General features: G+C 70.5%; 19 protein-coding genes, 1 tRNA gene and 1 riboswitch. Of the genes, 5 read left to right on the forward strand and 15 right to left on the reverse strand.

Translation table 11 applies throughout. The features are described from left to right. Window positions 1-117 precede the first annotated feature (117 nt). A complete protein-coding gene (locus KLK06_RS25015) occupies window positions 118-759 on the forward strand; it encodes a DUF305 domain-containing protein (protein WP_214637991.1) in 642 nt (213 codons plus the stop codon). A 59-nt stretch (window positions 760-818) separates the two neighbouring features. Next, on the forward strand, window positions 819-2,306 hold the full coding sequence (locus tag KLK06_RS25020) for an NAD(P)/FAD-dependent oxidoreductase (RefSeq protein WP_250905901.1): 1,488 nt from the start codon (window positions 819-821) through the stop codon (window positions 2,304-2,306). A gap of 36 nt (window positions 2,307-2,342) precedes the next feature. Here KLK06_RS25020 and KLK06_RS25025 read toward each other — a convergent pair whose 3' ends face one another. The 5 genes from KLK06_RS25025 to KLK06_RS25045 form a co-directional block, all read right to left on the reverse strand. Next, entirely contained in the window at window positions 2,343-3,389 is a 1,047-nt protein-coding gene (locus tag KLK06_RS25025; RefSeq protein WP_214637992.1) for a low specificity L-threonine aldolase, read from the reverse strand. Next, complete coding sequence (locus KLK06_RS25030) at window positions 3,386-4,015, reverse strand: SDR family NAD(P)-dependent oxidoreductase (protein WP_214637993.1); 630 nt, start codon at window positions 4,013-4,015, stop codon at window positions 3,386-3,388. Before KLK06_RS25030 ends, KLK06_RS25025 begins: the two co-directional genes overlap by 4 nt. Continuing rightward, on the reverse strand, window positions 4,012-6,090 hold the full coding sequence (locus KLK06_RS25035) for a DUF6421 family protein (protein WP_214637994.1): 2,079 nt from the start codon (window positions 6,088-6,090) through the stop codon (window positions 4,012-4,014). The genes KLK06_RS25030 and KLK06_RS25035 overlap by 4 nt, the downstream gene beginning before the upstream one ends. An 88-nt stretch (window positions 6,091-6,178) precedes the next feature. Beyond that, window positions 6,179-7,696, reverse strand: coding sequence for a serine/threonine-protein kinase (locus KLK06_RS25040; protein ID WP_214637995.1), 1,518 nt, complete (start codon window positions 7,694-7,696; stop codon window positions 6,179-6,181). Continuing rightward, window positions 7,696-9,222 (reverse strand): tol-pal system YbgF family protein, encoded by a 1,527-nt coding sequence (locus KLK06_RS25045; RefSeq protein ID WP_214637996.1) that lies wholly within the window; start codon window positions 9,220-9,222, stop codon window positions 7,696-7,698. The genes KLK06_RS25040 and KLK06_RS25045 overlap by 1 nt, the downstream gene beginning before the upstream one ends. A gap of 106 nt (window positions 9,223-9,328) precedes the next feature. Here KLK06_RS25045 and KLK06_RS25050 point away from each other — a divergent pair, with 106 nt between their 5' ends. Together KLK06_RS25050 and KLK06_RS60095 are read left to right on the forward strand one after the other, a co-directional pair. Further along, window positions 9,329-11,332, forward strand: a complete 2,004-nt coding sequence (locus tag KLK06_RS25050; RefSeq protein WP_214637997.1) for a hydantoinase/oxoprolinase family protein — start codon at window positions 9,329-9,331, stop codon at window positions 11,330-11,332. Next, window positions 11,322-13,172, forward strand: coding sequence for a hydantoinase B/oxoprolinase family protein (locus KLK06_RS60095; RefSeq protein WP_250905902.1), 1,851 nt, complete (start codon window positions 11,322-11,324; stop codon window positions 13,170-13,172). Before KLK06_RS25050 ends, KLK06_RS60095 begins: the two co-directional genes overlap by 11 nt. A 33-nt stretch (window positions 13,173-13,205) precedes the next feature. Here KLK06_RS60095 and KLK06_RS25065 read toward each other — a convergent pair whose 3' ends face one another. From KLK06_RS25065 to selD, 10 genes are all read right to left on the reverse strand, one after another. Further along, entirely contained in the window at window positions 13,206-13,907 is a 702-nt protein-coding gene (locus KLK06_RS25065; protein WP_214637998.1) for an adenosylcobinamide amidohydrolase, read from the reverse strand. Between the two features lie 10 nt (window positions 13,908-13,917). Continuing rightward, on the reverse strand, window positions 13,918-14,889 hold the full coding sequence (locus KLK06_RS25070; protein WP_250905903.1) for an ABC transporter ATP-binding protein: 972 nt from the start codon (window positions 14,887-14,889) through the stop codon (window positions 13,918-13,920). Beyond that, entirely contained in the window at window positions 14,886-15,884 is a 999-nt protein-coding gene (locus KLK06_RS25075) for an iron ABC transporter permease (RefSeq protein ID WP_214637999.1), read from the reverse strand. The genes KLK06_RS25070 and KLK06_RS25075 overlap by 4 nt, the downstream gene beginning before the upstream one ends. Before the next feature lie 14 nt (window positions 15,885-15,898). After that, on the reverse strand, window positions 15,899-16,855 hold the full coding sequence (locus KLK06_RS25080; RefSeq protein WP_214638000.1) for an ABC transporter substrate-binding protein: 957 nt from the start codon (window positions 16,853-16,855) through the stop codon (window positions 15,899-15,901). 71 nt (window positions 16,856-16,926) lie between these two features. Further along, window positions 16,927-17,047, reverse strand: a riboswitch (cobalamin riboswitch). A gap of 7 nt (window positions 17,048-17,054) precedes the next feature. Then, window positions 17,055-17,915: a Gfo/Idh/MocA family protein gene (locus KLK06_RS25085; RefSeq protein WP_214638001.1), complete on the reverse strand. Its 861-nt coding sequence runs from the start codon at window positions 17,913-17,915 to the stop codon at window positions 17,055-17,057. Between the two features lie 32 nt (window positions 17,916-17,947). Further along, entirely contained in the window at window positions 17,948-18,763 is an 816-nt protein-coding gene (locus KLK06_RS25090) for an SDR family NAD(P)-dependent oxidoreductase (protein ID WP_214638002.1), read from the reverse strand. Further along, window positions 18,760-19,956, reverse strand: coding sequence for a cytochrome P450 (locus KLK06_RS25095; RefSeq protein WP_214638003.1), 1,197 nt, complete (start codon window positions 19,954-19,956; stop codon window positions 18,760-18,762). Before KLK06_RS25095 ends, KLK06_RS25090 begins: the two co-directional genes overlap by 4 nt. A gap of 2 nt (window positions 19,957-19,958) precedes the next feature. Beyond that, window positions 19,959-20,915: a phosphotriesterase gene (locus KLK06_RS25100; RefSeq protein WP_214638004.1), complete on the reverse strand. Its 957-nt coding sequence runs from the start codon at window positions 20,913-20,915 to the stop codon at window positions 19,959-19,961. A 16-nt stretch (window positions 20,916-20,931) separates the two neighbouring features. After that, a complete protein-coding gene (locus tag KLK06_RS25105) occupies window positions 20,932-21,693 on the reverse strand; it encodes a phytanoyl-CoA dioxygenase family protein (RefSeq protein ID WP_214638005.1) in 762 nt (253 codons plus the stop codon). Between the two features lie 309 nt (window positions 21,694-22,002). Further along, a complete protein-coding gene (selD, locus tag KLK06_RS25110; RefSeq protein WP_214638006.1) occupies window positions 22,003-22,998 on the reverse strand; it encodes a selenide, water dikinase SelD in 996 nt (331 codons plus the stop codon). 18 nt (window positions 22,999-23,016) lie between these two features. Between selD and KLK06_RS25115 the strand changes: the two genes are divergently transcribed. Next, window positions 23,017-23,110: transfer RNA gene (locus KLK06_RS25115), tRNA-Sec, on the forward strand. Window positions 23,111-23,133: the final 23 nt, after the last annotated feature.

The following is a 23,133-nucleotide window of genomic DNA, read 5'->3' on the forward strand; positions in this document are numbered from 1 at the left end:
CCTCCATCGGCGTGCCAACTCCGGGTCACCCTATGCCCTTGGGCGGTATGCGGAGAATAAGAGCGACCTAAGTGCGCGTACCGGCCTCGGCCAAGCGATGGGTACGCTGGACAAGCCATGGAAAAGCCCGCGAAAAATTCGCTGCTCGTCGCTTGCGCCGTGCTGGTACTCGCCGCAGCGGCGATCTTCCTCGTGTGGGGCCGGGGCGGCACGCCCGGCGATACCTCGGCGGAGGCCGGGTTCGCTCGCGACATGGCCACGCATCACGCGCAGGCCGTCGACATGTCGTTCACGATCAGGGACAAGACGCAGTCCAAGGACGTCCGCAACCTGGCCTACGACATCATCACCACCCAGTCCAACCAGCGGGGCATGTTCATTGGGTGGTTGCAACAGTGGGGGCTCGATCAGGCCACCGACCGGCCGCCGATGGCGTGGATGGCCGAGCATGGTCACGGCGGGACGGGCACGGCGACTGTCGCCGCGGGCGGGCTGATGCCGGGCATGGCCACGCCGGACGAGCTGACCAAGCTCAAGGAGTTGCAGGGTACGGCGGCCGAAGTGCTCTATCTGCAGCTGATGATCCGCCACCACGAGGGCGGTGTGCAGATGGCCGGGGGGCTGCTGAAGCTGTCCACGCGGGACGAGGTGGTCAGCATGGCCCAGAAGATCATCAGTGGGCAGACCGGCGAGATCAAGCTCATGACTGAGATGCTCAAGCAGCGCGGCGCGCAGCCGTACCCGACGATCCTGAAGTGACCGCGCGACAGCGCGCGACGGGGGCGGGCTGGAGTGAGCGCGCGGGGGCAGGACTGCCCATGAACGCGCGAGACGGGTTCATGGCTGCAGTGAGCGCGCGAAGCGAGGGCGGGGCCGAGATGAGTGGCGACGCGGTGGTGGTGGGGTCCGGGCCGAACGGGCTCGTCGCGGCCATTCTACTGGCTCAGGCGGGGCGCGAGGTGGTGCTGCTGGAGGCGGCCGATCAGTTCGGTGGTGGGCTGCGGTCGGCGGAGCTGACGCTGCCTGGGCGGGTGCACGACATGGGTGCGACCGTGATGGCGATGGCGCTGGCCTCACCTGCCTTTCGGGAGCTGGGCAAAAGCGGGTCTGCCCCCAAGGAGCCCGTTCTCGGGGCGGTCGAGTTTGTTCATCCCGAGGTGGTCGTCGCTCACCCGCTCGACGATCGCCCCGCCGTGCTCGTGCACCGCGATGCCCGCCGTACCGCGGCCGGGTTGGGCCGGGATGCGGCGGTGTGGCAGGCGACGGTGGGGGCGGCGGCGCGGGCCGGGTTTCCGCTGGTCGATCTGATGCTCAAGCCGCTCGGCCCGTGGGAGCCGCGGCCGAGGGCGTTCGCGCAGGCGGCCAGGTTCGGGGTGGCGGCAGCGCTGCCTGTCACGACGCTCGCCCGGCGGGCGTTCAGGACCGTCGAGGGGCGGGCGGTGCTCGCGGGCATGGCCGCCCATTCGATGCTCGACCTGCGGTCGCCCATCACGAGCGGGTACGGCCTGCTGCTGGGCGCCCTGGCCCATCTGGTGGGATGGCCGGTGGTGAAAGGCGGGTCGCAGGTGCTGGCCGACGCGCTGGTGGCCAGGTTCAGGGCGTTGGGCGGAGTGGCGGTCAGCGGGCACCGGGTACGTCGGCTGGGGGAGCTGGACGCGGAGACGGTGGTGCTGGATGTGACTCCCCGGCAGCTCCTGGCGATGGCGGAGCTGCCCGCCGGGTATCGCAGGGGGCTGGAGCGCTATCGGTACGGGCCCGGGGTGTTCAAGCTGGACTGGGCGCTCGACGGGCCGGTGCCCTGGCGCGATCCGGCGGTGGCGGCAGCCGGCACGGTACATCTCGGGGGGACGCTGGAGGAGATCGCGCTCAGCGAGGCCGAGATGGCTCGCGGGCGGCACTCGCCGCGGCCGTACGTGCTGCTCGTGCAGCCGTATGCGGCCGATGACAGCCGGGGCGGGCATACGTTGTGGGCCTACTGTCATGTGCCGAACGGGTCTCGAGTCGACATGACGGACGCCATCGAGGGACAGATCGAGCGGTTCGCGCCCGGGTTCCGCGATCGGGTGCTGGCCAGGCACGCGATGGGGCCCGCCGAGTTGGAGGCGGGCAATGCCAACCTGGTGGGTGGCGACATCGGGGGCGGGCTGGCCAGTCTGGGGCAGTTCGTCCGGCGGCCGGTGTGGTCGGTGGCGCCCTGGCGGACGCCGCTGCCGGGGGTGTTCCTCTGCTCGGCGTCCACGCCACCCGGTGCCGCGGTACACGGCATGGGCGGCTGGCAGGCCGCCCGCCTCGCACTAAAGCGCTGAGCCCATCGCCCGCCTCGGGCCAAGGCCCAGAGCGCGTCAGCGCATCTCCTCCCGGATGGCGGCCGCGAAGGCGTCCACATCCGCTTCCGTGGTGTCGAAGGCGCACATCCACCGCACCTCCCCCGTCGCCTCGTTCCAGGTGTAGAACCGGAACCGCTTCTGCAGCCGCTCCGTCACCTCACGCGGCAGCACCGCGAACACCGCGTTCGCCTCCACCGGCCGCGGCAGCTCGACACCGGGGATGTCGCGGACCGCCGCCGCCAGCCGCTGCCCCATGGCGTTGGCCTGGCGGGCGTTGCGCAGCCACAGGTCGCCGGAGAGCAGCGCCTCGAACTGGGCGGACACGAACCGCATCTTCGACGACAGCTGCATGAACGTCTTGCGGAGGTAGTCGACCCCGGTGGCCGCCTCAGGGTTGAGCACCACAACCGCCTCGCCGTACAGCAGGCCGATCTTGGTGCCGCCGAAGGAGAGGACGTCGACGCCCGCGTCGGTGGTCAGCGCGCGCATCGGGACGTCGAGAGCGGCGGCGGCGTTCGTGAGGCGGGAGCCGTCGAGGTGGACGAGGAGTCCCCGGTCGTGCGCGTGGGCGCAGACGGCCGCGATCTCCTCGGGGGTGTAGAGGGTGCCGAGTTCGGTGGTGTTGGAGATGGACACCACGCGCGGCTGAGGGCGGTGGACGTCGCCGAAGCCCCAGGCCTGGCGGTCGATCAGCTCGGGAGTGAGCTTGCCGTCGGGCGTGGGTACGGTCAGCAGCTTGATGCCGCCCACGACCTCCGGCGCGCCGCCCTCGTCGGTGTGGATGTGGGCGCTCTCGGGGCAGATGACCGCCTCCCAGTGGGCGGTCATGGCGCGGAGCGAGACGACGTTCGCGGCGGTGCCGTTGAACACCGGCCACGCCTGCGCCCGCTCGCCGAAGTGCCGCTGGAAGACCTCGCGCAGGGCCTCGGTGTAGACGTCGTCACCGTAGGCGATCTGGTGGCCGCCGTTGGCGTCGGCGATGGCGCGCAGGATCTCCGGGTGCACCCCCGCGTAGTTGTCGCTGGCGAAGCTTTTGAGCTGAGGGTCGTGCCGGGAGATCACTGAGTGAGGTCCAATCGGGTGCCGTTGAGCTGGGCGGCGGGCCGGTCGTAGAGGTCGCCGATCGCCTCCGCCAGCGTATTGACGTCAGTGAACCCGGCAAAACGGGCGTCCGGCTTGGCGGCGCGCATGGCGTCGTTCACCAGGGCCTTGACGACCAGGATGACCGCCGCGCTGCCGGTGTCCTTCAGTGCGTCGGCGAGGGCGAGGGTCCACGCCTCCGCGGCCGCCTTGGCCGCCGCGTAGGGGGCGCCGCCCGCCGTGGGGTGCTCGGCCGCCTTGGCGGAGACGATCACGAACCGGCCGTTCGGGCCCTTGCGCAGCAGCGGCTCGAAGGCCAGCGAGACGTGCTGGAGCGTGCGGATCAGCAGGGCGTGCAGGGCGTCCCAGTCGGCGAGGTCGGTCTCGGCGAACGAGTTCGCGCCGCGCCAGCCACCGACCAGGTGCACCACCCCGTCGACGTGGCCGTGCTCGGCGGAGATCCGGTCCGCGAGCGCCTGTACGGCCGCGCGGTCGAGGAGGTCGACGTCGTCCCTGCCAACGCCGATCACAGTGTGCCCATTTTTCCGGAAAAATCCGGAAACGGCCTGGCCAGTGGGCCCGCCGGCACCCGTAACCAGAATGATCATGCCCGGATCCCCCTAGTCGATTCGACCACTTCGCCCAGCTTACGGCGCAGTGCCTCATAGAACATGCTCAGCGGGAACTCGTCCGGCAGCACCGCGTCCACCTTGGCCTTCTGCTCCTCCGGCAGCGCCTGGATCCCCTTGGCCCAGGTCGATCCGGGGTTCGGCTCGACGTACCCGCTCACCAGCTCGTACGCCGCCAGCCAGTGCGCCAGCTTGGACCGGTCGATGCTGTCCCGGTACAGCTTCTCGACCTCGCCCCGCAGGTCGGCCACGCCGCCCGCCACGCGCGCCCAGTCGACCGTGAGCCGGTTGTCGGTCCACCGCACCACGTCGTTGCGGTGCAGGTACGCGAAGAGCAACTGCCCGCCGAGCCCGTCGTAGTTACGCACCCGCTCACCGGTGATCGGGAAACGGAACAGCCGGTCGAACAGGATCGCGTGCTGAACGTACCGCGCGTGCGGCACGCCCTTCTCCTCCAGCCGTACGGCCTCGCCGAACGCGGTCAGGTCACAGCGCAGCTCTTCGAGCGAGTACAGCCAGTACGGCATGCGCTGCTTGATCATGAACGGGTCGAACGGCAGGTCACCGTGGCTGTGGGTACGGTCGTGGATCAGGTCCCACATGACGAAGGTGTCCTGGGCCAGCCGCTGCGACTCCAGCAGCCGGGCCGCGTCGGGCGGCAGGTCGAGTTTGAGCGTCGCGGTGGCCGCCGTGGCGACCCGCCGGAACCTGGCGGCCTCCCGGTCGGCGAAGATGCCGCCCCAGGTGAACCGCTCCGGCGCCTGCCGTACGGCGACGGTCTCGGGGAAGAGCACGGCCGAGTGGGTGTCGTAGCCGGAGGTGAAGTCCTCGAAGGCGATCGGCACGAACATCGGGTTGTCGTAGCCGGACGACTCCAGCTCGGCCAGCCAGTCCGGCCAGATCGTGCGGAGCCAGACGGCCTCCAGGTTGCGGTCCGGGTTGCCGTTCTGGGTGTACATGGGGAAGACGACCAGGTGCTCCAGGCCGTCCACCCGCTGGGTGTCGGGGTGGAACAGCTGAAGGGAGTCCAGGAAGTCCGGTACGCCCAGGTCCTGGGCGATCCACTTGGCCAGGTCGTCGCGGACCGCTGCCAGGTAGGCGGCGTCCTGGGGGAAATACGGCGTGATCTCGGCCAGTTTGCCGCCGATCGTGGCCACCAGCTCCTTGGCCCGGGGCTTGTCGGCGGGCACCGAGCCGTCCTTGACCTGGAGCGGGCGCAGTTCCTCGACCGTCGCCTTGAGGTCGGCGAACAGGCTCGCCTTGCGCTCGTCCCGGGAGACGGCGGCGCTGTCGTCCGGCACGCGGGCCGCCCAGGTGACCACGTTCCCCCACAGCGCGCGGTGATCGAGGTCCTCGATCGAGTCGTCACCGAACAGGTCCGAGTCGGCGAACACCACCACCCGGCCCCGCCCGTGCCGCACCGCGACGGCCAGCGCCGCACCCGCCGGATCCGCGCTCGCCGAGCTGGTGAACAGCACGGTCGCGTCCACACCACCGGAGGCCGGGTCCGCGAGGGTCAGCACGCCGGAGCGGTAGAAGCAGGCGGCCTTGACCCCGGCCAGCAGCCCGTCGCTAGTGGCCCGCTCGCCGAGCACCCAGGTGGCCACCCCGCGGTGCGCGTGGCCGGGGTCCCGCACGGTGGTGTGCTCGACGCCCACCCCGAACCGTCCCAGCAACTCGGCCAGGTTGTTGCCGTACTTGTCCTGCTCCTCCTCGGCCAGCACGACCAGCCCGCCGCCACCCGCCACGAACGCCTCCACGGCGTCGATCTCGGCGGCCGAGAACACGGGACTCCCCTGCCCCGTGGTGCGCTCCCACCGTTCCCCCGACGGATGCGCGATGACCAGGACGTCCTGCTCCTGGAGCGTTCCCGCGTCGAGCGGGCCCGCCAGCCGGGCCGTCACCGTGTGCCCAAGACGCCGCAGCAGCTCGGCCGCGCGGGCGTAGCTGTTGTCGTCGGGGTGCGCGGGGTTGATGGCCTCCGCGACATCACGCCGGATGGTCCACGACTCGCTGTGGGCCTCGTCGAAGAGCACCCTGGGGAACGCTTGCATGAAATATCTCCCGCCATAACCGTCTTCTAGCGGAAAATATACATATAGCCCAGCCCAAAACCGACAATCCAGTCCGCATGGTGAGATATCAGGAGAGGTGGACGCTCTGCCGGACGCGGCCCTGAGTGGTGTCGTCGCAGCGGTTCTTGGCGCAGAAGTAGAGCACCAGCACCGGCTTGGGCCGGCGATCGATGACGTAGCTGACGAAGCCGAGCCGGTTGCCGCTGTTGCGGTCGCGCAGGGAGCCGTCGTACCGCGTGGCGTCGCTGTCGCCCGCCCGGTCGGGGACCGGCTGGTCCACCACGATCTCGCCGGGCAGCAGCCCTTCGAGCATGGCCTTCATCTGGGCGGCGGTCGCGCTGGCGCTGAGCGCGTCGGAGACCTGCACGTACACGCCAACGGCGTTGTCGGTGTCGCCGGTGATGACCTGGTTCACCGCGGTCCAGTCCGCGGCCGCGCCGGAGACGAACATCGCCTCGAACTCGGAGGCATGCGGCGAGGCCACCGCGAACAGGTCGCCGTGTGTCTTGACGGTCCAGTCGGCCGGGTAGTCGAAGGTGAGCGGGGCGGCGGTGGTGCTCTGGTAGCGGGCCCAGGAGTCGCCCTTCTGGGTCATGACGATCAACACGACCAGGGTCAGCGCCGCGACGGCCGCGATCAGCGTGGCCACCACGAGCGGCAGCCGGCTCGGGCGGGCGGAGCCGCCGGGATTGGCTTTCCGGCCCTGGCGTACGGCCGACGACTGAGTGGGAAAGGGCACGGCGGGCTGGCCGCTGATCGCGTCGCGCAGCGCGGTGACGAACGCGGTGCACGACGGGTAGCGCTGCTCGGGCGACTTGGCCAGCGCCCGCATCATCACGCCGTCGACCTCGACCGGCAGCTCCGGCCTGACCTGCGACAGCGGCGTGGGCTGCTCGGCCAGGTGCGCCCAGAGCAGCGCGATGTCGTTGTCCCGCGGGAACGGCAGCCGCCCCGACAGCGCCTCATAGGCGACGCAGGCCAGCGCGTACTGGTCGCACCTGCCGTCGATGTGCTCCTTGTTGATCTGCTCGGGCGCCATATAGCGGGGCGTCCCGATGAACTGGTCGGTCTGGGTGAGCCCGGAGATGGACGTACGGTGCTTGGTGATGCCGAAGTCGGTCAGGTAGACGTGGTCGCCGGCCAGCAGGATGTTGGCCGGTTTCACGTCGCGGTGGATCAGGTCGTGCGCGTGCGCGGCGTCGAGCGCGGCGGCCACCTGGGCGACGATCTGGTTCGCCTGCCCGATCGGCAGCGCTCCCCGGTCGTAGATGAGGCGGCGCAGGTCGAGCCCGTCGACGTAGCGCATCGCGATGTAGAGCACGCCGTCGGCGTCGGCGTTCGCCTCATAGATCGGGATGATGTTGGGGTGTTCGATGCTGGCGACCGTCCTGGACTCCAGGATGAACCGCTGCCTGAACCGGTCATCGACGCTGAGCACCGGGTTGAGGATCTTTAACGCCACCCGGCGGCTCAGCCTCGGATCGAGCGCCAGGTAGACGACGGCCATGCCGCCCTTACCGACGATGTCCTCGATGTAATAACCGGCCACCTCCTGGCCCACGAGCGATCTGTCATTCACCGGCATCACGTCTCGATGGGGTGGCCGCAGTACCCGCAGAAGCGATGCGCGGCCCCCAGCCGCATTCCGCACGCGGTGCAGTATTTGACGGACGGCTGGTCCTGCGCGGTGAGCACCTGCTGTTGCTTCGGGACCACCTGGAAGGGCTGCGACCTGCGGACCACGACGGTCTGGTTCGCGCCCTCGTCGAGCGGCAGTGGCGGTGAGGTCGGCGCCGACGATGTCGCCGCCGCCGCAGCCGCTGCAGCCGCCGCCGCGACGAGTGGCGGTGGTTGGTCCGGTTTCTCCACAGAAGTACGGCGGCGCCGCCACAGCAGGAACGCCCCGGCGGCCGCGACCACGAACAGCACGGCGGCGGCGACGATGAACGGCCAGAGCGGCATGCTCCGTGGCGCCGGTGCCACGGCCTGCTTGCTGCCCGCGTCCTCCGGGCCGCCGCGCTTCTGCAGGGAGGTCTTCAGCAGGTTCGCCGCCACCACGTTGCCCGGGTAGAGCTCCAGTACGCGCTGGAAGCCCGGTGCGGCCTCGGTGTAGTACTTGGTGTGGTAGCGGGTCAGTGCCGCCTCGAACGCGGCGTCGATGGCGCCGCGGCGCGGCGCGACCCCGGCCTTGGCCAGCGCGGCGAGGATCTCCCTGACACCGATCATCCTGGCGTCCTTGCCACCGCCGATGAGCATGCCGATGACATGGCCGTCCTTGTCACCGATGACCGGCGCGCCGCGCAGGCCGCGGTCGGTCAGAGCGCCGAGCTTCGCGGGCTCGTCGACCTTTTTCTCCGGGTCGGAGAACTGCCGGCCGGTGTCCTGACCACCGCCGCCGCCCTTGCCCAGGTGCGCGATCTCCACCGTCTCCTTGACGTTCACGCCGGGCCGGTCGGTGAACCCGGCCACGTTCGTGGGCGAGCCCTGCTGGTCGGGCACCTTGTCGGCGAGGGGGGCGGTGGGCATGCCGACGCTGCCGACGACCCGGCCCGAGGGGATCAGCACGGCCGGGCTGTCGGGCTGCGCGCCGACCTTGACGATGTCGGCCTTGAGGCCCTTGGGGTCGGCCGGGGAGACGTTCGGAAATATCGTGACGTTGGTGGTGACGTTGATGATGCAGGTCGACACGCTGGTCTTGGGCGGGTAGCACTCTTTCAGGTGATGCTGGAGCAGGGCGTCCTTGAGCTTGTGCCGCTTGTAGTCGAGCGGGATCTTCACCTTGTGGTGCTCGGCGTAGATCTTGTTGGCGGCGTACACCGCCACGTCCTTGTCGGTCTTGACCACGCGGGTGAGTGTGACGACGGCGCCCTCGGGGTTCACCACGATGCCCGTCCCCACGCCTATGGGGATGTCGTAGGACCGTTCCACATGCAACAGCTCGCCCACATGATCGAGCAGAGTGATCTCAACGTGAGAGGAGGCTTCCACGCGCACCACGGCCGGAGTCACCAGGTCGGTGATCCCGCTGGGGTGCTCGTGGGCTGCCGCGGGCAGTGCGAGCAGCACGAGTGTCGCCGCGACACCCCCGGCCAGAGCTGTGAGACGCGCCATCTCCGCTCCCATTTCGCAGTTATAGAAATAAGGGTCCCAATCACCTGCCGGAAGTCAATAGATGAGCTCGTAGACAAGCGCTTGCTTGGACGTCTACGGTACCTGAATGGGCTACGCGATCGGCGTCGACGTGGGCGGAACCTTCACTGACGTGGTCCTGCGCGGTCCTTTGGGCGAGGTAACGGTAGCCAAGTGTTTGAGCACCCCCTACGACCCCATCGCCGGAATAGCGAACGGTGTTACACGAGTACTCACCGGCGTGGACCCCGCACTGGTCACCCGGGTCGTGCACGCCACCACGCTGGCCACCAACGCCGTGCTCGAACGCAAGGGCGTGCGGGTGGCCTACGTCACCACCCAGGGCTTCCGCTCTGTCATCCCACTGGGCCGGTACGCCCGGGTCGAGGAGGACCGCTACGACCTGCGCTTCACCCCGCCGCCCCCGCCGGTGGCCGCGGGCGACTGCTTCGAGGTGGTGGAGCGCGTGTCGGCGCGCGGGGTCGTACTGACGCCCCTCGATCTCGATTCGGTACGACGGGCGGCGGCCGAGATCGCGCGGCGGGGCATCACGTCGGCGGCGGTGTGCCTGCTGCACTCCTACGCCAACCCCGACCATGAGCGGCAGGTGGCCGCGATCCTGCGCGAATCGGTCGAGAACGTCGTCACCTCGTCCGAGGTGTGGCCGGAGATCCGCGAGTACGAGCGGGCCACGACGACCATCATGTCCGCCTATATCGGACCGCTCATGGCCTCATACCTGTCCAGGCTGGGCGAACGGCTGGCCTCGCTGGGCGTGCACGCGCCCGTCCACGTCATGGAGTCGAGCGGCGGCGTGATCTCCGCCGAGCTGGCGGCCAGGCGGGCGGTCGCCATGATCGAGTCCGGCCCGGCGGCCGGGGTGCTCGCGGCCGCGGGCAGCGGGTTCGCGAACGTCATCTCGTTCGACATGGGCGGGACCACGGCCAAGACCTGCGTGGTGCGGGACGGGCGGCCGGAGATCACGCACGAGTTCCACGTGGGCGGCAAGGGCAGCTTCGGCGGGCGGCGGGCCGGGACCGGGGTACCGATCAAGACCCCCGCCATCGACCTGGCGGAGGTGGGCGCGGGCGGCGGCAGCGTCGCCTGGCTCGACGCCGCGGGCGCGCTGCGCGTCGGCCCGCACTCGGCGGGCTCCGACCCCGGGCCGGCCTGCTATGGCCTGGGTGGCTCCGAGCCGACGGTGACGGACGCGAACCTGGTGCTCGGCTACCTGTCATCAGCGTCGATCCCGCTCTCCGCACCACTCGCCGACAAGGCGCTGGACCGGCTGGCGGGGCCGCTCGGGGTGTCCAGGGCGGCGGCGGCGCATGCCGTACACGAGATCGTCAGCGCCTCGATGGCGTCGGCCGTGCACGTGGTGACCGTGCAGCGGGGGATCGATCCGCGTGGGTACGCGCTGGTGGCGTTCGGCGGGGCGGGGCCGATGCACGCGGCGCGGGTGGCCGAGCGGTTCGGGATCGGGACCGTGGTGGTGCCCGCCCACTGCGGGGTCGCGTCGGCGGCCGGGCTGCTGGTGGCCGACCTGTCGACGGACCGGGTGCTGTCGCGGCTGGACGCCGCGGATCCCTCGGAGGTGTTCGGGGCGCTGGCCGCGTCGGCTGCGGAGGATCTCGGGGTGTCGCCGTCGGATCCCGGGGTGCGGGTCTCCCGGTCGGTGGACGTGCGGTTCAAGGGGCAGTCGCATGATCTGACCGTGGCGTGGAGCTCGGCGCGTGCGGAGCTGGAGGCGCGGTTCTTCGAGAGGTACGAGCAGGTGTACGGGATCTCGCAGCGGGGCGAGGTGGAGATCGTCAGCTACCGGGTCCGCGTCACCCTGCCCGCCACCGACGGCCCGGCGGTCACGCACGTCCCCGTGGCTTCCTCCGGCCCGGTCGGGGCGCGGCTCGCGTACTTCGCCGAGCTGGGCGGGTACTCCGAGGTGCCGGTGCACACCCGGGACACGCTGGCGGTGCTGTCCGGCCCGGGGATCATCGAGGACGCCGAGTCCACGATCGTGGTGCCGCCCGGGTGGACCGCCGCGCTCGGCCCGGCGCGGGCCGTACACCTGACCGAGGAGCCGCATGAGCAGTGACGTGCTGACCGCCGAGGTGCTGCGGAACGCGCTGGTGGTCGCCGCCGAGGAGGCCAGCATCGTCGTGGTGCGGTCGGCGTACTCGACGTTCATCGTCGAGGGGTCCGACGCGTCCGCCGCCGTCCTGGACGCGCGCGGGCGGCTGATCGCGCACTCCATGGCCACCACGCTCATGAACAGCATGGCGCTCAAGGTCGCCCTGCCCGAGCTCATCCGGGACGTGCCCCTGGAGACGATGCGTCCCGGTGACGTGTACGTGCTCAACGACGCCTACCGGGGCGGCGTGCACACCAACGACCTGCTCGTCTACCGGCCCGTCTTCGTCGGGGACCGGCCCGCGTACTTCGCCGCGACCATGATCCACGTGTCGGACCTGGGCGGGCTGTCCGCCGGTGGCATGGCACCGCTGGCCACCGACATCTTCCTCGAAGGGCTCCAGCTTCCTCCCGTACGCCTGGCGACGTCCGGCGGTCTCGAACCGGCCGTGGAGGCCATTCTCCGGGCCAACAGCCGTACACCGGACAAGGTCATGGGCGACGTGCGGGCGCTCGTGGCGGGCACCGCGGTGGCGGCCGCCCGGGTCGGCGCGCTGGTCGCGGAGTACGGCGCCGAAGGGTTGGCGGCGGGGATCGACGACTACCTCGACTACACGGAGGCCAGGACGCGGACCGCGCTGGCCGACCTGCCCGAGGGCCGTTTCGAGGCGTCCTACCCGATCGACGACGACGGGATCGATCACGAAAGATCCCACGACATCCGGGTCGCCATCACCCTGGAACGCCACCTCTCTGATGGCGCCGGACAGCGCAGCTCGGAGGACATCGAGCCGCAGTCCCCTGAGGTGATCGCCGAGGGTCCCGAGACACGGGTTCCCGGGCGTCCCGAGACTGGGGGTCCCGAGACCGGGCGTCCCTGGAGTCCCGAGATGCGGGTTCCCGGCGTTCCGGAGATGCGGGTTGTGGTGGATTTCGCCGGGACCGGGCCGCAGGTGCCGGCGGCGATCAACGCGTCCGCGTCGCAGTCGCTGGCCGCGGCCGTGTTCGCGGTGCGCTGCTTCCTCGATCCGACCATTCCCATGAACGACGGCTGCCTGCGCGCGATCGAGGTGCGACTGCCGGAGGGGTCGCTGCTCAACGCCCGCTCCCCCTACCCGTGCGGCGGGCGGTACGTGCCGATCTACGCGGCTATGGAGGCCATCTTCCAGGCGCTGTCGGACGCCGTCCCGGAGCGGGCCATCGCGCCCAGCGGCATCCTCCAGCCGTTCTCCATCGCGGCCGTCGGGGCGCCGTACTGGATCCACCTTTCGTACGACTTCGGCGGTGTCGGCGCGCGGCAGGGACTCGACGGGCCGGACGCGACGGGCGTGCACTTCGGCATCGGCCGGAACTCGGTGCCGCAGGCCGAGCCGGTGGAGAGCCGCTGCCCGCTGGTCGTCGAGTCGATCGAGACCATCCCCGACTCCGGCGGCCCCGGGCGGCATCGCGGCGGGCTGGGGTCGCGGACCGTGTACCGGTTCCTGGCGGACTGCCACGTCACGACGCGCGGCGACCGCCTGCGCCTGGCCCCGCCGGGACGCGACGGCGGGCTGCCGGGCCGGCTCGGCGGCTTCTTCAAGCGGCACCTGGACGGAACGGTCGAGCGACTCGCGTCGAAGATGAACAATGTGAGGTTCGCCGCAGGTGAGGCGTTCGTGGTGGAGACGACGGGCGGGGGCGGGATGGGCTCCCCGCACGAGCGAGACCGCGAGGCGGTACTCGCCGACCTCGCCGCAGGCCACATCACAGAGCGAGGCGCCCAGGAGGACTACGGCCTGACGCGCCGGCCAGATCCGGTGAGCTAGGCGAGCCAGGCCCGGCGAGCTAGGTGCGGCGAGCTAGGCCCGGCGAGCTAGGTGCGGCGAGCTAGGCCCGGCGAGCCAGGTGCGGGGGTGCCAGGAGGCTGCGCCCTGGTGGACGGCGGAGTGGACGGCGCGGGCCAGGCGGGCGCCCCAGGTCGAGCGTGGGCCGCCGAAGAGTTCCTCCGGCCCGTCGGCGCGTACGGCCAGGCAGAGGGCGTCCGAGGCGGTGCCGGTGCATGGGAAGCCCGCCTCGATCAGCGCCTGCGATTTGGCCTCCGTCATCGTCATCACGGCGTTGACCAGGGCGGCATCGGTCATCGCGACCGGCATCACGGCCATCAGGTTGATCGTCCCCACGGGCGGCCCGGCGGCGGCCGGCTCGGCGAGCATCGGGGCCAGTTCGGGGTCGGGGGCGCCTTCAGGGGCGGCGGCCCAGGTGGGGACGCGTAACCCGACCGTGGCCACGACCTCCACCTCCCCGTCCACCGCCCGCGCGTACCGCTCCACCGAGGCCGCCGTCATCATCCCCACTCCGAGGCCGTCAGGCCCGAGCTCGCGAAGGTGATCAACCGGGTCCATCCGCGAGTAGCCCGCCACGACCTGCGCGTTCAGCACCCACGTACGCGCCCCGATCCCCCCGCCCAGGAGCGCCGAGGAGATCATCCGCCACCCCGGCCCGAACTCCCACAGCAGCGACCCGAGCCGCACCCCGTCCTCGACCCGATACGCCAGCTTCACCAGACCCCCTTCACGAGACCCCTCTGACCAGGTGCACGACGGGCCGCCCGCCGGGACCGAGCGAGATCTCCACCCGGGCGTCGAAGTGCGTGCCGACCAGCGCCTCCGTGAGCACCTGTCCCGGCTGCCCGGCGGCGACGGCCCGGCCGCCGGCGAGCAGCAGGAGCCTATCGGCGTACTGCCCGGCGAGGGTCAGGTCGTGCAGCGTCGTCACCACGGTCAGCTCGTCGGCGAGCCTGAGCCGGTCGACCAGCTCCAGCACCTGCTGCTGGTGTCCGAGGTCGAGCGCGGTCGTGGGCTCGTCGAGCAGGAGCGCGGGCGCCTGCTGGGCCAGCGCTCTGGCCAGGACCACGCGCTGACGTTCGCCGCCGGACAGCTCCCCCAGCCGACGCTCGGCGAACTCGGCGAGGTCGAGCCGTTCGAGCACGGACCCGGTGACCTCCCGGTCGTGGCGGCTCTCTCTGCCGAGGTAGGGGATGTACGGGGTGCGGCCGAGCAGGGCGTAGTCGTACACGGTCATGTCGGGTGGCAGCGACGGCGTCTGGGGCGCGTAGGCGACCAGCCTGGCCCGGTCCCTCGGCCTGAGCGTGCTCGCGGCCCGGCCGCCGACCGTGACGTCACCCCGGTGGGCGACGACGCCCATGACGGCTTTGAGCAGGGTGGACTTTCCGGCGCCGTTGGGGCCGATGATCGCCAGCCATTCGCCGCGCCGTACCGAGAGATCGACCTCGGTGAGCACCTCGCGCTCGCCGAGCCACACCGAGAGAGCGCTGGCCTCGATCATCCGAGCCGGCAGGGCCGCTGCCGGGTCAGTGGCGCCGGTCGTGTGGCGATCCGCCGGGCCAGTGGTGCCGGTCACATGGCGGTCAGCCGAGTCGGTGCCGGTCATACGGCTGTCTGCCGGGTCAGTGGCGCCGGTCACATGGCGGTCAGCCGGGTCAGTGCCGCCGGTCATATGGCGGTCAGCCGAGTCGCCGGTCATGTGGCGGTCTGTCGCGTCATGCGCAGGATGGCGACGAAGAACGGCGCGCCGACGAACATGGTGACCACCCCGATGGGCAGCTCGGCGGGGGCGATGACGGTGCGCGCGATCAGGTCGGCGAGCACGAGGAAGGCGGCGCCGCCGATCAGCGACAGCGGCAGCACGATCCGGTACGAGCCCCCAGCCAGCCGCCTGACCACATGCGGGATGACAATGCCGACGAACCCGATGAGACCGCTCACCGCCACGGCCGCCGCAGTGGCCAGGGACGCGGCCAGCAGGACCGCCAGCCGTACCCGACCGGCCCGCACGCCCAGGCTGGTGGCCTCCTCGTCCCCCACCGAGAGCACGTCGAGCATCCGCCCGTGCGCGAGCAGCAGCACGGAGGAGACGACGGCGTACGGCAGCACCAGCCAGAACTGGTCCCACCCACCGCCCACGTCGCCCAGGATCCACGAGTAGATGCGCTGCAGCTCCTCGACCTTGAACTGCTGGATGAACGTCTGGATCGCGGTCAGGAACGAGGTGACGGCCACCCCGGCGAGCACCAGCGTGGCGGTGCCGCCCGCGCGCCCGGCGGTGTTCCCGAGCACGTACGCCAGGAACACCCCGCCCACGGCCCCCACGAAGGCGGCCACCGGGATGCCGACCACGGGGGTCGGCACGAGCACGATGACCACGGTGGTGGTCAGCCCGGCGCCGGCGGCGGCGCCGAGCAGATAAGGGTCGGCCAGCGGGTTGCGGAACACCCCCTGGTAGCCGGCCCCCGCGATGGCCAGCAGCCCGCCGACCACGGCCGCCACCAGCACCCTGGGCAGCCGTAGCTCGAACAGCAGCCCCTGTTCCACGGGCGCCAGCCCCGAGTCCACGTGTACGAACGGCAGCCAGTCGACCGCCTGGAGCACCACCTGCCACGGCGAGATGTCGGCGGCCCCGCCGAGCAGCCCGGCGACCATGGAGACGGCGAGCACGCCCAGCGCGCCCGCCATCCACATCGGTCTGGACCTCACTAGCGGGTGGCCGCCTTGCCGACCGCGTCACTGATGGTCTGGGCCAGGTCGACGACGCGCGGGCCCCAGCGCGAGGCGATGTCGTCGTCGAGCTGGATCACCTGGTCCCCCTTGATGGCCGACAGTCCCTTCCAGCCGGGCCGCTTGGCCAGCGTGTCCTTGCTCTGCTGGCAGCACTTCACGTCCGCCAGGAAGATCAGGTCGGGGTCGGCCTGGGCGACGAACTCCGCCGACAGCTTGGGATAGCCGCCCGCCGGGTCCGGCGCCTTGTCGGCGATGTTGGTAAGGCCGAACATGGCGTAGATCTGCCCGATGAACGTGCTCGACGTCGCCGCGTAGGGGGTCTGGTCGAGTTCGTGGTAGTAGGTGAGCTTCTTGTCCTTGGGGGCGTTCGCCGCGAGCTTGTCCAGGGCCGCCTTCATGCCTGTCACGACTTGTCCGGCCTTGTCGGTGTTGCCGGTGGCGGCGCCGAGGTCCGTGATCTCGTCGTACGCCTCGTCGAGCTTGGTGGCGGCCGGTTCCAGGAGGACCGGCACGTTCAGCTTGCCCAGCTCGGCGACGACCTTGTCGATGTCGTTGGAGACGATGACCAGGTCGGGCTTCTGGGCGACGATGGCCTCGACGTTCGGCTTGAAGCCGGACAGGTCGGTCTTGGGGACGCCGGCCGGGTAGTTGGACTGGTCGTCCACCGCGATGACCTGGGGGCCCGCGCCGATGGCGAAGAGCGTCTCGGTGTGGCTGGCGGAGAGCGAGACGATCCGCTCCGGCTTCTTGGCGATGGTGACCTTGCCGTTGGCCGCCTCGACCGTCACGGGGTAGGCGGTGGAGCTCGTCGAGCCGGCGGAGGTGGCTGAGCTCGCGGGTGACGGGGTGGTGGTAGTGCCGCTCTGGCCGCATCCGGTCAGAACGAGCGTTCCCAGCAGCGCGCCCGCGAAGGCCGTGCGTACGGGCCTCACGAGAAGTCCTTTCACACTGTCGGAACCGAGAGACCCGCTGAGAGCGACGGATCACCCTTTTCCACGAGGGTTGATGACGTCAGCGCGGAGGCAGGCGACCTGGCTATGACAGTTGCGGGACAGCGCCGGACTCGCACCGGACTTCGCTGCAACTCTGCGCGTCGGACAGACGCTATCAATGCTCCAGTTGGGCGCTAAGTCAAGGGGTACCCAACTGGGTCTCGGCCTCGGCGATGATCCGCTGCAGCCGGAGCCCGTGGGCCGCGTCCAGCGGGTGCCCGCCGCCCTGGCGTACGGTTCGCGCGAACTCCTCGGCGATGGTCACGAACGGGTCGTCGTCACCGGGCAGCAGCACCGCGTTGCCCGTTCTGCCGTACACCGCGATGCTCGACGGCGGCAGATCGCCGGCGGCGGCCATGCACAGCGACGCCTCGCTGACCGCGCCGCCCTCGTGGTCGAGCAGCAGGCCGGTCCAGCCGAGCGGGTTCCCGTGCGCGCGCACGCCGGTCACCGGGCCGAGCGCGGCGTCGAGCAGGTCGATCACGTGCGGCCCGACGTCCAGGAGCGCGCCGCGTTCGAGCCGCCACGGGGTGCCGAACGGGTGGCCGCCGAGCAGGACGTTGGAGATGTTCGCGGCGTGGCCGCCGAACGCCTCGATGTCGGCGCAGCGCGCCAGGAACGCCCTGACCTGCGAGGTATAGCGCATGGTGAGAACCAGTTGCGAGGCCACTCCGGCCTCGCGCACGGCGTCCGCGAGGCGTTGCGCGTTCTCCAGCGAGTCGGCGAGCGGCTTCTCCAGCAGCAGCGCCTTCCCGGCCCGCGCCGCGCGCACCCCCAATTCGGCCTGTACGGCCGGCGGCACGCAGAACGCCACGGCCTCGCACGCGTCGAACAGCTCCTCGACCCGCTCGAACACCGGCGCCCCCAGCCCGGCGGCGGCCTCCGGACGGCGCGCCCATACCCCGGCGAAGCGGAGATATGGGCTCTTGACCAGCATCGGCGCGTGCGCGCGCTCCGCCCAAGGCCCCGCTCCGATCAACCCGACCGACACCGGCTCCATGCATCCCCCTTTGACCCGCTATAACCCTAGAGTCATCCAGCGGCGTCGCGCCATTGGCGCAGGGCGTGCTCGGGGCGGTGGGCGAGGGTGCCGGAGTCGATGACGATGGTCTGTCCCGTGATGCACCGCGACTCGCCCGAGGCGAGGAAGGCGACGAGGTCGGCCACGTCGTCCGGGGTGCAGGCCCAGGGCAGCAGGCGCTCGGCCGCCTTGTCGGCCAGCCGGTCCCGGCCGAGGGCCTGCGCGGCCACGTCGGTCAGGACCAGGGAGGGGGCGACGGCGTTGCAGCGGATGCCGCGCGAGCCGTACTTGGTGGCCACATAGCGTACGAACCCGGTCAGCGCCGCCTTGGAAGTGCCGTAGGCGACGTGCGCCACGTCGCCCAGCAGGCCCGAGACCGACGAGGTGAGGACGAAGGCGCCGCCGTCGGCCATCACGGGGGCCGTGTGCTTGACCATGAGCAGGGCGCCGCGCAGGTTCACCTCCATCGTGCGGTCCCAGACGGCCACGTCGAGCGACTCGAGGTCCTGGTCGCGGCCGTAGGTGCCGGGGCCGAGCGCGGCCGCGTTCGAGTGGACGACGTCCAGGCGGCCGAACGAGGCCAGCAGGTCGCCGACCGCCCCGGCCACCTGCTTCTCGTCCGACACGTCGCAGGTGAGCGCCGTTGCCGTGCCGCCCCTGGCGCGGATCGTGGTGGCGACCGACTTGGCGCCGGCCGCGTGCACGTCCAGGACGCCCACGCAGGCGCCCTCTGCGGCCAGGCGCGACGCGCACGCCGCGCCGATGCCCGAACCCGCGCCCGTCACCAGGGCGACCCGCCCGTCGAACCGGCCCGGCGCGGCACTCACCACGTCACCCTCAGGGCCGTCAGTCCCCGTCCCACGATCGACTTGCGGTAGACGATGGGCTCGTCCGCGAGCCGGAGGTCGGGCAGGCGGCGGCCGAGCACGTCGAGCGCGGTGCGGAGTTGCAGCCGGCCGAGCGCGGCGCCCACGCAGAAGTGGATGCCGTAGCCGAACACCATGTGGGCGTCGGCGTTGGGCCGGTCGATGACGAACCGTTCCGGGTCGGGGAAGACGCTCTCGTCGTGGGCGGCGGAGTCGATGGAGAGCAGCACCAACGACTTTTCCGGAATTATCACGTTATGTAGCGAAATATCCGTCGTGGCGTACCGGAACGATCCGAGAGCAGCGCCGTCGATGCGCATGCACTCCTCGACCGCGTTCTGGATCAGCGGCGGCGGGACCGGCCAGGCGTCCTCGCGCAGCAGGCGCAGGACGCTGTTGGCGAGCTGGTTCGGCACGGTGTCGTTGCCGCCGAGCAGGATCGTGGAGATCAGCTCCACCACCTCGCGGTGGCTGAGCTCGGAGCCGATCAGCGAGGTCATGAGCGAGGTGAAGTCGTCGCGCGGCTCCTTGGCCCGGGAGGCGACCAGCCGATCCACGTAATCCAGATAGGCCAGGAAACTGTCGGCGAGTTCGAGCTGCCGCTCGGGCGGCTGCGGCGACAGGAAGAGCTGGAACCAGTCCTTCACATGCGCCTGCACGAACCCCTCGTCCGCCTCCGGCACCCCGATGAACCGGCCGGTCAGCTTGATCGACGGCTCGTGCCCGATCTCGGAGACGAAGTCGGCCTCGCCCTTCGGCGCCACGCGGTCGAGCAGGTCCTCGTTGAGCTGCCGGAAGTGCTGCTCCATGGCCGAGACCGCCCGTGGCGTGAACGCCTTCGACACCGAACGCCGCAGCCTGGTGTGGTCGGGCGGATCGACGTTAGCCACGAAGCTCGACAGGAACGAGCCGTGCTCGCCCAGCTTGTCGCGCGTCTCGCGGGTGAGGCTGCGGGAGATGGTCAGCGAGCCCTCCGAGGAGAACCGCCTCGGGTCGCCGTACGCCGCGCGCACGTCGGCGTGCCGGGTCAGCACGTAGGCGCCGAGGTGCTCGCTGCGGAACACCGGCCGGTCCCGGCGCAGCCCGGCGAGGAACTCGTACGGCGAGGCGACGTGCCAGTCCGAGCCGACGTCGAAGTCCTCAATCATGCCCATGCTCACGAGAAGATCCTCCGGGGGTTGTCGACGAGCATCTGGTGGATCTGTTCCTCGGTGACGCCCCTCTTGCGTAGCTCGGGCAGGACGTCGCGGGAGATGTGCAGGAGGTGGTAGTTCGGGTGCCGCTGCCGTACGACGTCGGCATCGAACCGGTCGTTAAAGCAGTAAGAGTCGTGACTTAGCACCATTTGTCGGGCGTGGCCGCGTTCGCACATCGTCGCCACGATCGACACCCGGTCCTCGAACGGCGAGATCGTCTCGATGCCGAACCGGTCCATGCCCAGGTAGGAGCCGTTGGCGGCGAGTTCCTCCAGGTAGGCGACGTCGGTCGAGTCGCCCGCGTGGCCGATGACGACCCTGGTGAGGTCGACGCCGAGCTCGCCGAGCAGCCGCTGCTGCGCCAGGCCGCCCTTGGAGGCGCTGTGGGAGTGGGTGGTGATGGGCACGCCCGTCTCCAGGTGCGCCTCGGCGACCGCCCGGAACACCCGTTCGGTCCCCTTGGTCATGCCGAGATGGTCGGTGGCGCACTTGAGCATGCCCGCCTTGACCCCGGTCCTGCCGATGCCCTGAACGATGTCCCGTACGAAGAACTCCGCCAGCCGGTCGGGCCCGCCGAACAGCGAGCCTGGACCCCGGTTGCCGAAGTAGGGGGGCAGGGCGTCGTAGGTGTAGAGGCCGGTGGCGGCGATGATGTTCACGCTGGTCAGCTCGGCCACCCGCTGGACGGCGGGGATGTACCTGCCGAGCCCGATGACGGTCAGGTCCACGATCGTGTCGATGCCCTCGGCCCGCAGGTCGTCCAGCTTGGCCGCCGCTTCCCTCGCCCGCTGCTCAAGGTCCCAGTTTTCCGGGATATCCGGCCAGTTCCAGAGAATCTCCGGACTGAGCCCGAACACGTGCTCATGCATGAGCGTGGCGCCCAGCTCGCCCACCGGCCCTCTTACGGTCTCGGGCATGTGCCCTCTTTCACGCTCACACGCACGGGAACCTCGGGTGGTCGAACGGCCGGTTCACCTCTAGGCCGAGCCCGTCCGTCTGCTGGTACGGGGTGCCGGTGTAGAGGGCGGCGGCGTCGAAGTACGTGACGGTGAACGACAGGCGCGGCTGGTCGCGGTGGTTGGCGGGCGCGCCGTGCACGGTCAGCGTGTGATGCACGGTCGCGTCGCCCGCCGCGAGGTCGAGGGGCGGGGACAGCTCCAGCTCCTTGATCCACGGATGCTGGCTGAGCTGGTCGTCCCCCGCCCGGGTGAAACTCCGCCCAAGCACCCCGTACCGGTGCGAACCATTGAAGAAGCGCAGCGAGCCCATGTCCGCCGGCACGTCCACCAACGCCAGCCAGACCGTCAGCATCGCCGAGCGGTCCATCGGCATCCAGGGAAAATCCTGGTGGAACTCGGTCGCCGCGTGCTCCCCCGGCTCCTTGACGAGCAGGTTCGTGACCTGCACGCGCACGGCCTCCACGCCGCGCAGCAGCCGGGTGGCGTTGGCGCCCATGGCCGGGCTCAGCGCCAGCGCCCGGAACGCCTCGTCGCTCTCGGCGATGTCACGCGACTGCCCGAACGCCTGGTCCACCAGCGTCCGCCGCTGCTTCTCGCGCGCCGCGAGGTAGCCGGTCGCCCGCTGCCTGAGCTCGGCCACGGCATCGGGGGGCACCAGGGCGGGCAGCCGCACCCATCCGTGTTCCTGAAAGAAGCCCGCCTCGTCGTCCGACGCGGCGCGCACGGGGATCTCCATGCCCCCAGTCTCGCACCTTGAGCAAGCGCTTGGTAAGTGCTCTCTTTCTTTCTGTTCCGGCCCAGCCGTGTTAACCGCCATCACGGGCATCCCGCGCCACAGAGCCGGGCGGTCCTCGGTTCCGGTGCCCGAGGCGCCTGTGGGCAAGGCAATCCGAAGAAGACGGCCAAGAACGCGCACGTATCGGCGCCCGGCCATGTGCGGGTTCAGCGGCCGTTTTCCTGGAGGCCCTCAGCCACGGACGGCGGGTGGCGGTCAACACGGCTGTGCCGTAACAGAGAAGAAAAGGGGTGGGTGTCGGCCTCGTGTCTACTTCACCATGAGCAGGTGTTCCCCACGAGGGACGAGTTCGCCTATCACCGGAAAGCCGGGGATCTCACCCGCGACGAGCAGGCCGCCCGAGGTCTGCGCGTCGGCGAGGAGAAGTCGCTCGTTCTCCGGCAGGTCGCCGAAGTCGCAATGAGGGGCGATCCAGTCGAGGTTGCGGCGGGATCCGCCGCTGATGTATCCATCACGGATGGCCTCTCGGGCTCCCTCCAGGTAAGGCACGGCGGCGCTGTCGACGACGGCGGAGACGCCGCTCGCCCGGGCCAGCTTGTAGAGATGGCCCAAGAGGCCGAAACCTGTGACGTCGGTGGCGCATTGAACCCCCGCGGCCAGCGCCATCCGGGAGGCGTCGCGGTTGAGCGTCGTCATAGCGGCGACCGCCTCGGGGAAGACCTCGCCGGTCGCCTTGTGCCGCGTGTTCAGCACCCCGATGCCGAGAGGCTTGGTCAAGGTGAGGGGGATGCCGGGCTTGCCCGCGTCCACGCGCAGCAGGCGGCCGGGATCGGCGAGGCCGGTGACGGCCAGCCCGTATTTGGGATGGGGGTCATCGATGCTGTGGCCTCCCGCGAGATGGCAGCCCGCCGTCTGCGTCATCGCGGAACCGCCGCGCAGCACCTCGCGAGCGAGCTCAAGGGGCAGGACGTCGCGGGGCCAGCCGAGCAGATTCAGGGCTATGACGGGATCGCCGCCGACGGCGTAGACGTCGGAGAGCGCGTTGGTGGCGGCGATCCGCCCGAAGTCGTACGGATCGTCGACGACAGGTGTGAAGAAATCCGTCGTCGCGACGATGGCCCGGCTCTCGCCTTCCACCTGGAGCACCGCGGCGTCGTCACCCTGATCGATCCCCAGCAGTAATCGGCCTGTCGACGGAGAGGAGGCCGGTGAGAGTCCAGCGACCAGCTCCTCCAGCTCGCCGGGAGGGATCTTGCAGCTGCAGCCGCCTCCATTGCCGTATTGCGTGAGCCTGATGTTGTTCATGGGTCTATGATCCACTTCGGAGGCGTTTAGGTGTCTGGTGGCCCTCCTGGTCTTCAAAACCAGTGGCGCCGAGCATCTCGGCGCGGCGGGTTCGATTCCCGTCCGCCTCCGCTGATGATCAGCGAGTCCGGGATG

Origin of the sequence: Nonomuraea sp. NEAU-A123 (assembly GCF_018603905.1) — a bacterium.
In the GTDB taxonomy this organism is placed as follows: Bacteria; Actinomycetota; Actinomycetes; order Streptosporangiales; family Streptosporangiaceae; genus Nonomuraea.